General features: G+C 66.7%; 18 protein-coding genes. 10 read left to right on the top strand and 8 right to left on the bottom strand.

Annotated elements, in window-relative coordinates:
• The first annotated feature begins 135 nt into the window (after nt 1–135).
• From D6M19_RS08945 to D6M19_RS08935, 3 genes are all read left to right on the top strand, one after another.
• Nucleotides 136–1131: a hypothetical protein gene (locus D6M19_RS08945; protein WP_164478400.1), complete on the top strand. Its 996-nt coding sequence runs from the start codon at nt 136–138 to the stop codon at nt 1129–1131.
• Nucleotides 1132–1195: 64 nt separating this feature from the next.
• On the top strand, nt 1196–1687 hold the full coding sequence (locus tag D6M19_RS08940) for an ImmA/IrrE family metallo-endopeptidase (protein WP_123024854.1): 492 nt from the start codon (nt 1196–1198) through the stop codon (nt 1685–1687).
• A complete protein-coding gene (locus D6M19_RS08935; RefSeq protein ID WP_123024853.1) occupies nt 1684–2853 on the top strand; it encodes a hypothetical protein in 1170 nt (389 codons plus the stop codon). Before D6M19_RS08940 ends, D6M19_RS08935 begins: the two co-directional genes overlap by 4 nt.
• 50 nt (nt 2854–2903) lie before the next feature.
• Here D6M19_RS08935 and D6M19_RS08930 read toward each other — a convergent pair whose 3' ends face one another.
• The 3 genes from D6M19_RS08930 to D6M19_RS08920 all read right to left on the bottom strand — a co-directional run bounded on the left by D6M19_RS08930 (nt 2904) and on the right by D6M19_RS08920 (nt 4748).
• Complete coding sequence (locus D6M19_RS08930) at nt 2904–3302, bottom strand: helix-turn-helix domain-containing protein (protein WP_123025029.1); 399 nt, start codon at nt 3300–3302, stop codon at nt 2904–2906.
• A gap of 444 nt (nt 3303–3746) precedes the next feature.
• Nucleotides 3747–4280 (bottom strand): peptidase, encoded by a 534-nt coding sequence (locus D6M19_RS08925; RefSeq protein ID WP_123024852.1) that lies wholly within the window; start codon nt 4278–4280, stop codon nt 3747–3749.
• 126 nt (nt 4281–4406) lie between these two features.
• Nucleotides 4407–4748 carry a S24/S26 family peptidase gene (locus D6M19_RS08920; RefSeq protein ID WP_206428484.1) on the bottom strand — a complete coding sequence of 114 codons (342 nt, stop codon included), beginning with the start codon at nt 4746–4748 and terminating at the stop codon, nt 4407–4409.
• A 22-nt stretch (nt 4749–4770) separates the two neighbouring features.
• On the opposite strand from D6M19_RS08920, the gene sodN reads away from it, so the two are divergent.
• Nucleotides 4771–5193 carry a superoxide dismutase, Ni gene (gene sodN / locus D6M19_RS08915; RefSeq protein ID WP_123024851.1) on the top strand — a complete coding sequence of 141 codons (423 nt, stop codon included), beginning with the start codon at nt 4771–4773 and terminating at the stop codon, nt 5191–5193.
• 51 nt (nt 5194–5244) lie between these two features.
• Here sodN and D6M19_RS34180 read toward each other — a convergent pair whose 3' ends face one another.
• Nucleotides 5245–5400, bottom strand: coding sequence for a hypothetical protein (locus D6M19_RS34180; protein ID WP_164478399.1), 156 nt, complete (start codon nt 5398–5400; stop codon nt 5245–5247).
• A 343-nt stretch (nt 5401–5743) separates the two neighbouring features.
• Here D6M19_RS34180 and D6M19_RS08910 point away from each other — a divergent pair, with 343 nt between their 5' ends.
• The 3 genes from D6M19_RS08910 to D6M19_RS08900 are packed head-to-tail and all read left to right on the top strand — an operon-like array spanning nt 5744 to nt 7993.
• Nucleotides 5744–6076: a rhodanese-like domain-containing protein gene (locus tag D6M19_RS08910; RefSeq protein WP_123024850.1), complete on the top strand. Its 333-nt coding sequence runs from the start codon at nt 5744–5746 to the stop codon at nt 6074–6076.
• A 23-nt stretch (nt 6077–6099) separates the two neighbouring features.
• Nucleotides 6100–7149, top strand: coding sequence for a DUF4328 domain-containing protein (locus D6M19_RS08905; RefSeq protein ID WP_123024849.1), 1050 nt, complete (start codon nt 6100–6102; stop codon nt 7147–7149).
• A gap of 4 nt (nt 7150–7153) precedes the next feature.
• On the top strand, nt 7154–7993 hold the full coding sequence (locus D6M19_RS08900) for a glycerophosphodiester phosphodiesterase (protein WP_123024848.1): 840 nt from the start codon (nt 7154–7156) through the stop codon (nt 7991–7993).
• Here D6M19_RS08900 and D6M19_RS08895 read toward each other — a convergent pair.
• Nucleotides 7990–8916 (bottom strand): LCP family protein, encoded by a 927-nt coding sequence (locus tag D6M19_RS08895; protein WP_164478417.1) that lies wholly within the window; start codon nt 8914–8916, stop codon nt 7990–7992. The two genes, D6M19_RS08900 and D6M19_RS08895, sit on opposite strands and share 4 nt — an antisense overlap.
• Before the next feature lie 65 nt (nt 8917–8981).
• On the opposite strand from D6M19_RS08895, the gene D6M19_RS35235 reads away from it, so the two are divergent.
• The gene (locus tag D6M19_RS35235) at nt 8982–9104 is read left to right on the top strand and encodes a hypothetical protein (protein WP_407665315.1); all 123 of its coding nucleotides are present in this window, start codon (nt 8982–8984) and stop codon (nt 9102–9104) included.
• 76 nt (nt 9105–9180) lie between these two features.
• Here D6M19_RS35235 and D6M19_RS08890 read toward each other — a convergent pair whose 3' ends face one another.
• Entirely contained in the window at nt 9181–9945 is a 765-nt protein-coding gene (locus D6M19_RS08890) for a CPBP family intramembrane glutamic endopeptidase (protein ID WP_123024846.1), read from the bottom strand.
• 5 nt (nt 9946–9950) lie between these two features.
• Nucleotides 9951–10745: a DUF2470 domain-containing protein gene (locus tag D6M19_RS08885; protein WP_123024845.1), complete on the bottom strand. Its 795-nt coding sequence runs from the start codon at nt 10743–10745 to the stop codon at nt 9951–9953.
• Between the two features lie 113 nt (nt 10746–10858).
• Between D6M19_RS08885 and pheA the strand changes: the two genes are divergently transcribed.
• Nucleotides 10859–11785 (top strand): prephenate dehydratase, encoded by a 927-nt coding sequence (gene pheA / locus D6M19_RS08880; RefSeq protein WP_123024844.1) that lies wholly within the window; start codon nt 10859–10861, stop codon nt 11783–11785.
• The gene (locus D6M19_RS08875; RefSeq protein ID WP_123024843.1) at nt 11782–12468 is read left to right on the top strand and encodes a histidine phosphatase family protein; all 687 of its coding nucleotides are present in this window, start codon (nt 11782–11784) and stop codon (nt 12466–12468) included. The genes pheA and D6M19_RS08875 overlap by 4 nt, the downstream gene beginning before the upstream one ends.
• Here the strand turns inward: D6M19_RS08875 and D6M19_RS08870 are convergent.
• Nucleotides 12423–12632 (bottom strand): hypothetical protein, encoded by a 210-nt coding sequence (locus tag D6M19_RS08870; RefSeq protein WP_123024842.1) that lies wholly within the window; start codon nt 12630–12632, stop codon nt 12423–12425. The two genes, D6M19_RS08875 and D6M19_RS08870, sit on opposite strands and share 46 nt — an antisense overlap.
• Nucleotides 12633–12659: the final 27 nt, after the last annotated feature.

Below are 12659 nucleotides of genomic sequence, written 5' to 3'. Positions count from 1 at the left end.
CGGGGCAGCGACCGCCGGTGGCGTGCCCCGGTATGCGCGCAGATCAATCCACTAGCAAACGCGCACAACAGACTGTGCGACAATCGTCGCAACCGTAAAACGTGTTCTGACGACGTAATGACAGGTGGTGACCGTGTGGCTTTTCGTGTGCGCGCCGCCGCGTCGGCATGCGTCGTCGCGTCTGGCCTGTTCATGGCTGGTGCCGGAGGCGCGATAGCGCTTGCCGATCCCGGACATGGCTCCGGCGGTGCGGACCGCTCGGACGACGGCAAGGGTGACGGCTCGATCGGCGATATCGTCCGCGGCGCGTTCGGCCTTGGCGACGGCACCGATGAGAAGGCGTCCGGACCGGGACAGCAAGGGCCGCAGACCCGCTGGGGCAACGGCAGGCAGGGCCGGCATCCGGGCGGGACGCAACCGCCGAAGACCGAGACGCCGCCGACGAAGACGGAGACACCGCCGACGAAGACGGAGACGCCGCCGACGAAAACCCCGTGTCCCGAACCAACCGAGACCACCGAACCAACCGAACCAACCCCGCCACCCGGAAGCCCCCCACCGAATCCGCCGCAAAGCCCTGGATCTGGAGGTGGCGGCGCGATTCCCCCGCCACCGCCGCGTTACCGGCCGCCGTCGCCCCCTGGCATGCAGCTGCCCAACGAACAGCTGCCAGGCCAGCCCGGTGCGGCAGGCGGATCCGATGTCCTTGACGCAGGCGCGGGAATCGCGGCGGCCGCAGTACCTGCCGGTGTCGCGGCGCCCATCGCATTGCCGGTGATCGTCGTGCCGCCCATCGCTCTTCCTGGAGTCGCGGCAGGCGCGGGGCTGGGCGGCGGCGCGTCGGCGGGCGCTCCTCCCGCCGTTCCGCGTGCAGTCACCGCGCAACCCCCTGCGGGGCGCGTCCCACCACCTGCGAACGTGGGCAGCAACGTCGCCGCACCGAATTCGTCTTATCGGATCGGCTACACCGAGTATCTGCGGTCAGCTGGCCTGCCGCAGGTTGCGGCGTTGGCTGTGCCGGGGCTCGTCGGCATAATGGTGCTCACCGGTGCCGGGGGACTACTGGGGTATCGGCAGGCAAAAGCGGGCCACGCCGTGCATGTCAGTGGCTCAGCGCGTTACATCAGGTAGTACTACAAACTGCCCCCTCAACCGGAGCGGGCAGCGCATAGTGGATCTGTTCGAAGGGGGTCATATGCCAGCGAGTCGTCGCGTTACGCGCGCGGTCAGTGACGTGCTGGATCTTGCCCCGCGACGCGGTGAAATCTCGTTGCCCCGCCTGGTCGACGCCGTCAGCGAGGATCGTCAACGACCCATTGAGCTCAAGATGTCCGACCTGCCCCCTGGGGTGTGCGGACAGTGGCGCCAATACGCCGACCGAGACGTCTTCTTGATCCAGAAGGGTCTACCCGCGTGGGACCGGACGCTGGCCCACGAGCTCGGTCACCTGGTCCTCGGCCATGAGGGTATTCCCGTCGTCCAAGCCGCGCGGGCGGAGACGGAATTCGTCAGTTCTGACCTGATCGGATACATGCTCAACCAGCGCACCGGTTGCATGGGTCCCAGCGGTGAAGACGCCGAGCAGGAAGCCGAGGATTTCGCGGCGCTGCTCATCTACCGGCTTGGCCGGCTGCCCTCCGACCGCTCCTCGATCGTTCAGGTTCGGCTCGGAGAGGCGTTTGGTTGATCATCTGGGTGATCGCCGGTCTTCTCGGACTTGCGACCGGCCTGCGAATCGGCTGGGCCTTGGTCAACAAGCAGTCCCTGGTCAGTACCGCCATGATCCTGGCGCTCGGCAGTCTGGGCTTGGTCGCCGCGCTGAATTGGCAACCGCTTACCCTTCTGCTGGACACCCTGCTGCATTGGCCCAACATCTCGATGGGTCTGAGTCAGGTGGCGTTGGTCGCCTGTGCAGCGGGCAGCTGCGTGATGATCACGACGGTCTCGTCGCCGCGTAAGCCAGCCATCCTTCGACGAATCGCGATGTGGCAGTACGGCGTCGCGGTGGTGATCGCCGTCGCGACTATGGTGGCGTTCTTCGCGGCAGGCAGGCAGGAGGAGATGTCGCCAGGGGAGTACCTGAGGCGCAACCTCGGCTCAAACGGCATGGCGTTGTCGTGGCTGCTACCACTGCTGTACGTGCTGCTGGCGCTGACGCTGGTGTCATGGGCAGGTATGCGGCACTCGAATCGCACCAGGCGCGGCAGAGCCCTTTTCGTATTCACCATCGGCATCGTGCTGATCGTGCTCGCCAGCGCCTTCTTCTTCCTGCGTGCGGTCGGCACCACCCAGTTCGTCGGCGTCGGTGCGGCGGCGACGCTGCTGGGCTGCGCGATGCTGGTGGTGGCCGCCGGCTCGCTGCTCCCGAGCGTCGAGGACTGGTTCGGTGCGCGACGAGAGCTGCGGATCATCGCGCCGCTGCTCGACGAACTCGGCCACCGGCATCCCGACGTCGGCATCGGAGTGCGTCCGCGCGGCCCTCTGGTGTTCAGGGTGGCCGAGCGGATGTCGCTGATCTCCGACGCGTTGTTCATCGAGGCGACGACGGCAGACGCCGCGTTACGCCATCCGGTTGACGCCGCAGGCGCATCGGCGGATCAGGATCTGGAGCACGGGATAGGCGAGCTGTCGAACTTCGACACACCCAACGTGCCGCCCGAGGAACAGGCGCGTGCCGTTGCGGAGTGGATCTATTCAGGGCGTGGCGAAACAGACGTGGAAACCAAACGAGCCCTGTTTCCCGGTCTGGGGTGGCTGCGCCAACCGGCGACATACTCCGACCGGGAGTGGATTCTCGCCATCGCCAAGCAGTACCGGCAGCTCGACAGGGCGGGTGTCGCAGCCGCCTCCTGATGGAGGATGGCGATTACTTCGCCGGGTGCCGCGATGCGGCTGCCCGCGGGCTAATCGTCGAGATGTTCCTGGCGACGCAACTCGTCGACTTTTTGGACGATGTCCTGCTGTGCCTCTACAGACAGGCCGACCGTCCTCGCCGCAATACGGCGGACGCCCTCGTCACGCATATTGGCGAGCCAGGTCAATTCCTTGTCCAGCTTCTCGTAGTACTCGTCGTCGGTGAAGTAAGCCGGCTTGATACGGAAGAAGTTGGCAAGGGCCGCCATGGTCGCTGCCGAGGGATTCGTACGGTTGCCTGAACGCAGCTGAGACAGGTACGGAGCCGACATGGTGATGCCCTCAGCCTTGAGGGCGGCGATCACCTCGGCCGAGGTGTGCGGGCCACGCCCCGGCGGGTAGACCGTGTCGAACAGGCGGTTAAGGCGGGCGGAGAACGTCTTGCTCATCGATTTGACCTCCACATGGTGGCAGAGCGGTTTATTTAGGCGGCGTATTTGCTGATCATCGTAGCGAGAGTTGTGCCAACAACCAAGTGCAAACCGCGTAAAAGTTAACCTGGCTTTTTCTGCAGGGTGCCTGATACCGCAGTAAGCAGCACATTTAGACCATATCCCACGGATGTCTCATGATGTGGTCAGGCAAATTTTGACGGATACGTTGCTGGTCCTTAGCTCAGGGCCCTCCCGGCATTGCCTATTGGCAAGCCGGCGTGTCTGCGGGCAACTGGTTAGACGACCGCTGGAGCGGATCTCGGCGTTTGCTGAAAATGCGCTCTCGCGGATCCCCTCCCGACGAAGCGCGGGTCGGCCCCAAGACGCGGAATTGCCAGCCGACGGTCAGGTCTTCTGGGGCCACGATTCCCGCGGCGCGGCCGCCGAATCCGCCCTCGCTCAGGCGGCGAGGAGCATGGCAAGGATGGCCGTATCGGGGTCGCTGATCGGATCGATGCCGACGCGGCTGACCATCGAGGTGACCGTTCCGTCGGCCTCGGCCTCCACCCACGCGGCGCGGTGTTCGAGGCCAAGGTGGGGAAGACCGGGCAGCAACACACAGCCCGATGCGGCACCGGAGCACTCAGGCAGTGACGGGGTGGTCTCCGACGGGGGATGCAGCATGAGAAGCGCAGGAGGCTGATGGTCGGCGAAATGTCCTGGCGGCACGGCATTCTCACCGACGACGGTGCCCTCGGCGACGACCAATCCGACGGTACCGGGTTCGGGAGAATCCGGCAGCTCCTCACGGGCGCCGAAAATCGTTGTGGTGGAGAGTAATCCAGGGAAGGAAGCGACTCGAACGGCGACTCGCAAGACCTGCGCCCACTCCTTGGTGGAGTCCGGCCAGCGCCCGGACACCACAAATCCCCTCAGCGTTCCCCGTGAATGGAAGGGGGCGATTTCGATCGCCCGGCCGGACCCCGTCTCCATGCCGCCTCCGCAACTTCGTGTTCGGACGCACCGGTCGAGCCCGGCATCAAATCTTGCCCGACACGCCACTGGGTCGATCCGCTCAGCATGGGCCAGCAACGCCTGGCGCGCAAGGCGACACGGGTGCTAACGGCCGACTTTCGCCTTGGCCGTAAACACGACACGGTAGGAACCGGCCGCAGAGATCCACCCGAACTCGTGGGAGTCGGCCGCGCCAGCCGCCCTTGGGTTGTCCGAACGGGCTTCGAAAATCGTGTCGCGTCCCGAGCCGTACACGTCGCCGACGCGTTTGACGAGCCAGCGGGTCGACTTTCGCGGATCGGGGAACACCCGCAGCTGGCCGCGCCGTACGCGTCCGCCGCGCAACGCGACGAGCCCGTCACCCGGGCCGAGTGTTGGCCGCATGGAGTCCTCGGCGACCCGGAAGATTTTCAATGGCCACAAACGATGCGGATGGTTATCGCGCATCCGCTGAGGGTAGGTTAAAACCATGCTTGATCGACTTTTCTCCAACGCCACCGAAGCCCATGCCCACTGCGACCTGTACTGCGGTGTCTACGATCCGGCTCAGGCCAAGATCGAGGCGCTGTCGTGCCTGAAGACGCTCAAGAAGTTCCACGACTCCGACGACGACCATTTCCGCACCCGCGCCATCATCATCAAGGAGCAGCGCGCCGAGGAGGTCAAGCATCACCTGATGGTGCTGTGGGCCGACTTCTTCACCAAGGACCACTTCGAGCAGTTCCCCAACCTGCACCAGCTGTTCTGGGACGGCGTGCACGGCGCGGGCGACGTGAAGAAATCGACCGATGTCGCGGTAGCCGAGAAGCTTCTCAAGACGATCGACGAGATCTCTGACATCTTCTGGCAGACCGACAAGGCCAAGGACATGGGCGTTTACCCGCCCAAGTAAGCAGATCCGGAATCAAAAAGCCGCCGGTCTCCGGCGGCTTTTTCGTTCCGGTCAGAACAAAACGATGAGGGCGAGGATGCCAAGCAGGACGAGCGCGATCAGGCCGGCGCGCACACAGGCCATCAGCTGACCGCGCGTGTAGACGCGTGCCGACGACTGCCACTCCGGCGCAGCCGGGGATCCGGTTCCGTATGGATGTGACGTCATCTATCGCCCCTGACCTGCACGTTCAATTATCCACCCCAGTGAGATCTGTCACAGCTGCTGCTGTGACGCCGATCATAGCCCCTAGACCGGCGTTGCAAAAATCGGCCCAACCTCAGCAAAGGTTAGAGCGCCAATGGATTTCGCTCGGGACCGGTTGGCCTGTTGATCACTGTTCGATAACGGCGGCAGGTTATCCACAGGACCTCCAAGGAATCGCACAGGTTGCAGTGCTCAGGCGGGGTTTGTGCCGATGGCGGCCTGTGGATGAACCTGTGGAAACTGTGGATAGCTTCACATTGCTGCTTGACGTGTGTCGATAAAAGCCGCCTCGTAGCATGAGGGCATGGGCGTCCAGCAAGTAGCCGTGTCCGACGTTCCGACGATGTTCGACGAGTCGGTCGTGCTTCTCGACGTTCGGGAGGACGACGAGTGGCAGCGTGGCCACGCCGCCGGGGCGCAGCACATCCCGATGGGCGATGTGCCCGCGCGGATCGCGGAGATCGATCCCGGCGCGACGTTGTTCGTCGTCTGCCATCTCGGCGGTCGGTCCATGCGGGTGGCCCAGTATCTGGCGCAGAACGGCTATGAGCCGATCAACGTCAGCGGCGGCATGCAGGCATGGGCCGACTCGGGCAGGCCCGTTGTGACCGACTCCGGCGGTGTCGGCACCGTCTGATCAACCGTCGCTAGGCTGGTCGGATGATCCAGGTGTGTTCCCGCTGCGGCACGCGGTGGAACGTGCGCGACCGCCAGCGTGTCTGGTGCCCGCGGTGCAACGGCACCCTGCTTGCGCCGTCGGCCGCGCCGGCACCGCCCGCACCTCCCGCGCCGTCGCAATGGAGCGCACGTCCGACCGCACCCGCTGTGCGTCCGACCGGGCAAGGCGCACAGAACGGCCTACCGCGGCTGCCCGCGGGTTACCGCTGGATCGCGGTTCGGCCCGGTGCGGCCCCGCCCGCCCGTCGTCGCCAACGGAATCTCGGCCCGACCCCGCGCTACGTGGCGATACCGCGCTGGGGGCTGGTCGAGCGATTCGACGCCCCCGAGTTGGACCAGCAGGTACAGCCGCGCAGCGGTCCGTCGATCACCGCGCTGCGCGCCACCCTGATCGCGACGATCGCAGCGCTCGGCCTTGCCGCGCTCGTTCACATCGCCCGATACGCGCTGCTCATCATCAACCGCAGCGTGCTGCTGAATCCGGTGGTGGCGTGGTCGGCGACCTGGTTCGGAATCCTGGTCAGCGTCGCCGCCCTGTTCCTGCTGTTCGCCACCTTCGTCCTGCTGACGAACTGGCTCATCGCCCGGCGCTCGGTGGCGTTCAAACACGTTGGGCGCCAAGAACACCGACCGCTGTGGGCACTGCGTGCCGGATGCTTGGTGCCGATCGTGAACTTGGCGTGGGCACCGGTCTTCGTTTTGGAACTGGCCAGCGTCGAGGGGATTCTCGCCCGCCTTCGCAGGCCGATCGCGGTGTGGTGGACGGTGTGGGTGCTATCCACCGTGGTGTCGTTGTTCGCCATTGCGACCAGCTTCACCAGCGATGCCCAGGGCATCGCCGATAACACGGTGACGACGATCGTCGGCTATCTGATCGCGACCGCGACGATGGTCCTTGTGGGCAAGGTGCTGATGGGCTTCGAGCGCAGGCCGGTCGAGAAACCCGCCAAGCGTTGGGTGATCGTCGCCGATGAATCTTGCGCTGATTCCGGCATTCGGGTTGAGGCCGAAGGTCAGAACCCGGCAGCATAGCCCTATGAACTCGGGCGACGCCGGAGCCGGCGAAGGGTTCGGCCTCGGTCATCCGTTCGTGGTGGCCCACCGGGGCGCGTCGGCGGATCGCCCTGAGCACACGCTGGCCGCCTACGAGCTCGCACTGCAGGAGGGCGCCGACGGTGTGGAGTGCGACGTCCGGCTCACAAGGGACGGCCACCTGGTGTGTGTGCACGACCGTCGGGTGGACCGCACGTCCAACGGCACCGGGCTGGTCAGCGAGATGTCACTGGCAGAACTGAGAGCCTTGGATTACGGCTCCTGGCACTCCAGCCGGCGCGCCGACGGCACGCAGGGCGAGACCGGTCTGCTGACCCTCGACGACCTGGTGTCGCTGGTGCTGGACTGGCACCGGCCGGTGAAGATCTTCATCGAGACCAAGCATCCGGTGCGCTACGGGGCGCTGGTGGAAAGCAAGGTGTTGGCGCTGCTGCACCGCTACGGCATCGCATCACCCGCGTCGGCGGCGCTGTCGCGAGCCGTGGTGATGTCGTTCTCGGCGGCCGCGGTATGGCGGATCCGGCGCGCGGCGCCGATGCTGCCCACTGTCCTGCTCGGCGAGACGTCCCGGTTCCTCGGCGGCAGCGCCGCCACCACCGTCGGCGCCACCGCCGTCGGACCGTCGATCGCGACGCTGCGCGAGCATCCCGAACTCGTCGACCGCGCGGCCGCCCAGGGCCGTGCGCTGTATTGCTGGACCGTTGACCACTACGAAGACGTCCGGTACTGCCGCGAGCTCGAGGTGGCCTGGGTGGCCACCAATCATCCAGGGCGGACCAAGGATTGGCTGCAGAACGGACTGACCGGAGCGGGCCGCGACTAGCGGATGGCGTCCGCGTCGAGCACACCCTGGGGGACGGGCGTGTCCGATCGCAGCGCCGCGAACAACTGGTCGGCGATGTCGGAGTTCCAGACCACGACCGAACCCGAATCGCTTCCGGTGAATTCGCCGATCGGCACCGTGGTGGTGGTGATGTCACCGCGCAGCGCCCACGCCAACCGGGCCAGGTCCCATACGTGGGCGGCCGAGTCGACCGTCAGCGAGTCGGCCGCCGCGTTGGCCATCGGATACCAGCGAAGCGGGTTCAGCCAGACGGTCGGGCTGGCGGCACGGTGCATCAGGGTCGACATGAACTGACGCTGGTTGACCATCCGGTCGAGGTCGGCCCGCGGTGTGGCGCGGGTACGCACATAGCCCAGTGCGTTGCGGCCGTCCAGCTTCTGACAGCCCGCAGGAAGGTCGATACCCGCAAGCGGGTCGGAGATCGGCTCGGTCGGACACATCGTCACCCCGCCGACGGCGTCGACGAGCCTTGCGAATCCGTCGAACTCGACCTCTGCGTAGTGATCGAGGCGTACTCCCGTTGCCTGCTCGACGGTCTGGGCCAGCAGCGGGGCGCCGCCGAACGCGAACGATGCGTTGATCTTGTCGGTGCCGTAGTCGGGGATCTCCACATACGAGTCCCTGGGGATCGAGACCATCGTGGTCGGGGTGTCCGACCAGGGGGCAGGCAGGTGCACCAGCATGATCGTGTCGGTGTGGCCGTTGCCGATGTCGCCGCCGGTGCCGAGTTCGGCCTGCTGCTCCGGGGTGAGTCCCTGCCTGCTGTCGGAGCCGACGAGCAGCCAGGTGGTGCCCTTGCCCTCGGCGGGCCGGTCGGCGTAATCGGCCAGCGCAGGGATGCGGTGCAGCTTGGTGTCGATCCAGAACGCCGTGCCGACCACGCCGGCGAGGGCAAGCACCATCACCGCGAACAGAGTAAGGACGACGCGACGCAGGCGCCGCTTGGGTTTGCCCTGTGGTGGCGGCGGTGGTTGGCGCACAACAGGATTCGGCGGCCGGTACGACGCGGGCGGTGGTGGTGGCGGCCGCCTCGGCGGGGTCGGTGGATTGGGCGGCCATGGCGGCGGTGGTCGGTTCGGGTCGCGCCTGATCACCTGCGAGGGCTCGCGCCGCCGAGGGGGCGGAGGCCGCCGTTCGCCATTCACAAAAGAAATGTAGCTGGCTGGTTACTTGAGCCAGCCGAGATGGCTCGCCAACAGGATGTATCCGACGAACGCGACCGTGTCGATCACGCCGTGCGCGATGACCAGCGGCCACAATCGCCCGGTGCGCTGCCACGCGTAGCCGAACACGAGGCCCATCGCGGCGTTGCCGAGGCCCGCACCCCAGCCCTGGTAGAGGTGATACGCGCCGCGCAGCAGGCTGGCGGCGACCAGCGCGACGACCGGGTTCACCCGCAGCTGCTGCAACCGGGTGAGGAGAAACCCGACGACGATGACCTCTTCCGCCCAGCCGTTGGCGAAGGCGATCAGGATCAGCACCGGGATGTGCCACCACGAGTTGTCGTGCGCCGACGGCACCACCGACACGCTCATGCCCAGTGCGCGCGCCGCGACATACAGCCCGAGACCGGGCAGGCCGATCAGTGCGGCGAGGCCGAGCCCGCCGAGCACATCGGGACGAAGGCGGATCCGGCCGAGCCCGATCTTCGACAGTCCGATTCCGCTGCGCCACAGCAGGTATACGCCGAGTGCGCCCCACGCCACCAGCTGCGCGACCCGGGCCAGGTTCAGCCCGAGGTTGATCAGGTCGAACGGGGAGAGCCGTGGGTTGAGCGCAACGGTCTGCTTGGAGAGGTTGAGAAGGATGGCCTCGACGAGATCGAGTATCGACGTGTAGGCGCTGAGCCCGAAGGTCACCGCGAGCACGACGGCGATCTCGATTCGCAGTGCGCGTCGGTCGGCGTCGGGCAGCTCCTCGGGCGCGGTCACCGGAGCTAGGCTAGCGGGCGCCTCGCTCGAAGCCCGTTCAGGAACGGGCAGCCCATCAGGATTCGGATCGCTTGGCTTAGCCCGGTGACGTCGTCGACGGGTTTGGCGAACGCCAACCGGACGTCGTGATCGCCTTCGTCGTCCTCCACCCGCAGCCGCACGCCGTACCGGTCGAGCCCGAGAGGACGGACGCGTCCCCGCCGCAGCGTCTTCGGCAGTCGATCGGCCAGCCGCTCGATGACGTCGCGATGGGCGATCTCGAGGTGCTGCAGCCAGCAGGACTCCATCCCGCAGAACGGGTCGGGGCGCGCCTGTAGCAGCGCGCTGACACCGACTGCCTCCGCTCCTGTCGAGTCGGCGACGACGACGGACTCGACCTCGAGGCGCACCAGAGTGAGTTGGGCGTCGCCGTCGGATCCGTCGGCGCTATTGACCTGCAGCAGTGCGGGATTGGGGTCATCGGCGGCGATCAGATCGAGAAGTTCGGGGATCTCCGCTTCGGGCACGGCGTGCACCCGGCCCCGGATCCACACCAGCGATCGCACCGGCTCCCGCAGCGGGAGCGGGGAGTAGTCGGTCATCTCCAGCACGGCGGGCACGCCCGCGGCGATGACCACGGCTGACACCGGGCCGCCGACGGGGACGGTGACGGCGAACGAGCCGTCGTCGAGAAGGTGGTGCACCGCGCTGGCGGTCGGTTCGACGCCCTCGATTGCGAGCATCGCCCCGCCCGCCCGTACACAGGTGCTGCGGATCCGCTCGGCTGTCGTCGGTGCCGTCGTCGTCTCCGGTGCGGCCATCGCATCGCCTTTCGTAGATTAGGTCACCCTAACTTAGCGAAGCCTAACTTGGTGGACAAGACGCATCCAACAACGTCGGGAGGCAGCCCACGGCGAACCGATAGGGTTGGATCGTGCCGCGCATCGCCTACCTGGGACCCGAGGGGACTTTCACGGAGGCGGCGCTGCTGCGCATCACCGAAAGCGGCATGGTCCCTGGTGGCGGCCCGTCCGATGAGTTCACGCCGGTAGCCGAGGACAGCACCAGCGCGGCGCTGGCCGCCGTCCGGTCCGGCGATGCCCACTACGCATGTGTGCCGATCGAGAACTCGATCGAGGGATCTGTGCTGCCAACGCTGGACAGCCTTGCGACCGGTTCGGAGCTGCAGGTCTTTGCCGAGCTGACGCTGGACGTGGCGTTCACGATCGTGGTGCGCTCGGGCACGACCGCGGCAGACGTGGGTTCGGTCGCGGCGTTCCCCGTCGCCAGCGCGCAGGTGCGCAACTGGCTGGCCGCCAACGTGCCGAAGGCCCGGCTGGTGCCGGCCCATTCCAACGCCGCGGCGGCCAACGACGTCGCCGAGGGTCGCGCCGACGCGGGCGTGAGCACCGCGCTGGCGGCGCAGCGGTACGGATTGACCGCGCTGGCATCCGACGTCGTCGACGAACCCAATGCCAGGACCCGCTTCGTGCTGGTGGGTCCCCCTGGGCCGCCGCCGCCGAGAACCGGCGCCGACCGGACGTCGGTGGTGTTGAGACTCGAGAACGTGCCCGGCGCCCTGGTGTCGGCGATGACCGAGTTCGCGATCCGCGACATCGACCTGACCCGGATCGAATCGCGGCCCACCCGAAGAGAGTTGGGCACCTACATCTTCTTCCTCGACTGCGTCGGGCACATCGAGGATGACGCCGTCGCCGAGGCACTCAAGGCGCTGCACCGTCGTTGTACCGATGTGCGATATCTAGGATCATGGCCGACCGAATCGGCCGCGGGAGCGTCGCCTCCGCAACTCGACGAGGCGACAAGCTGGTTGAGCCGGCTACGGGACGGCAACCGATGAGCGGGCGGCTGGTGCTGGTCCGTCACGGCCAGTCAGTGAGCAACGTCGAAAGACGGCTCGATACCCGCCCGCCCGGTCGGGAGCTCACCGACCTCGGCCGGGAACAGGCGCGCACCTTCGCCAGGCAGTGGCCACACGAGATCGGGCTCGTCGCCCACTCGGTCGCGGTGCGGGCCTCGCAGACCGCCGCCGAGATCGGCGGCGAACTGAAGGTGGGCCTGCACGAACTCGACGGCATCCACGAGGTTCAGGTCGGCGAGTTGGAGGACCGCAACGACGACGCGGCGATCGAGGAGTTCAACACCATCTACCAGCGCTGGCACGAGGGTGAGCTGCACTTGCAGATGCCAGAAGGCGAATCAGCCACGCAGGTGCTCGACCGGTACGTGCCGGTGATCACGCAACTGCGGATGCGCTACCTCGACGACGACGCGTGGCATCGCGACATCGTCGTCGTCAGCCATGGCGCCGCGATCCGGCTGGTGGCCGCCACGCTGGCGGGTGTGGATGGAAGTTTCGCCCTTGACCATCACCTGCCCAACACCGAATCCGTTGTGCTGACGCCGATCACCGATGGGCGATGGAGCTGTCTGCATTGGGGCGCCAAGAGCCCGCCGTTCTATCCCGAGCCCGATGTTCACCCGGTCGAGGACGCCCTGTCGTCGGCCGATCCCATGGGCTGAGCGCAGGCGCAGCCGATCGCCTCGCAGTCGATGACGAACGCGTGCACGACCTCGGGCATGGCGCAGCCGTCTTCGGTGCATTCCACCCACTGCATCCCGTGATGGATGACGGTGCCGTGGCAGTGGTCGAGTTCGGCTCGACACCCCCGGCAGTCGCGGTCCATGGCCCGTTCATAGCACCATCGGCGGAC

Origin of the sequence: Mycolicibacterium stellerae (assembly GCF_003719305.1) — a bacterium.
In the GTDB taxonomy this organism is placed as follows: domain Bacteria; phylum Actinomycetota; class Actinomycetes; order Mycobacteriales; family Mycobacteriaceae; genus Mycobacterium; species Mycobacterium stellerae.
This window is presented reverse-complemented; position numbering and strand designations above follow the sequence as displayed.

Excerpts from the sequence above, each read along its gene's own strand:
- D6M19_RS08940 (WP_123024854.1), top strand. The coding sequence starts at position 1,196 with ATGCCAGCGAGTCGTCGCGTTACGCGCGCGGTCAGTGACGTGCTGGAT.
- D6M19_RS08930 (WP_123025029.1), bottom strand. The coding sequence starts at position 3,302 with ATGAGCAAGACGTTCTCCGCCCGCCTTAACCGCCTGTTCGACACGGTC.
- D6M19_RS08925 (WP_123024852.1), bottom strand. The coding sequence starts at position 4,280 with ATGGAGACGGGGTCCGGCCGGGCGATCGAAATCGCCCCCTTCCATTCA.
- D6M19_RS08920 (WP_206428484.1), bottom strand. The coding sequence starts at position 4,748 with ATGCGCGATAACCATCCGCATCGTTTGTGGCCATTGAAAATCTTCCGG.
- sodN (WP_123024851.1), top strand. The coding sequence starts at position 4,771 with ATGCTTGATCGACTTTTCTCCAACGCCACCGAAGCCCATGCCCACTGC.
- D6M19_RS34180 (WP_164478399.1), bottom strand. The coding sequence starts at position 5,400 with ATGACGTCACATCCATACGGAACCGGATCCCCGGCTGCGCCGGAGTGG.
- D6M19_RS08910 (WP_123024850.1), top strand. The coding sequence starts at position 5,744 with ATGGGCGTCCAGCAAGTAGCCGTGTCCGACGTTCCGACGATGTTCGAC.
- D6M19_RS08905 (WP_123024849.1), top strand. The coding sequence starts at position 6,100 with ATGATCCAGGTGTGTTCCCGCTGCGGCACGCGGTGGAACGTGCGCGAC.
- D6M19_RS08900 (WP_123024848.1), top strand. The coding sequence starts at position 7,154 with ATGAACTCGGGCGACGCCGGAGCCGGCGAAGGGTTCGGCCTCGGTCAT.
- D6M19_RS08895 (WP_164478417.1), bottom strand. The coding sequence starts at position 8,916 with ATGGTGCTTGCCCTCGCCGGCGTGGTCGGCACGGCGTTCTGGATCGAC.
- D6M19_RS08885 (WP_123024845.1), bottom strand. The coding sequence starts at position 10,745 with ATGGCCGCACCGGAGACGACGACGGCACCGACGACAGCCGAGCGGATC.
- D6M19_RS08875 (WP_123024843.1), top strand. The coding sequence starts at position 11,782 with ATGAGCGGGCGGCTGGTGCTGGTCCGTCACGGCCAGTCAGTGAGCAAC.
- D6M19_RS08870 (WP_123024842.1), bottom strand. The coding sequence starts at position 12,632 with ATGGACCGCGACTGCCGGGGGTGTCGAGCCGAACTCGACCACTGCCAC.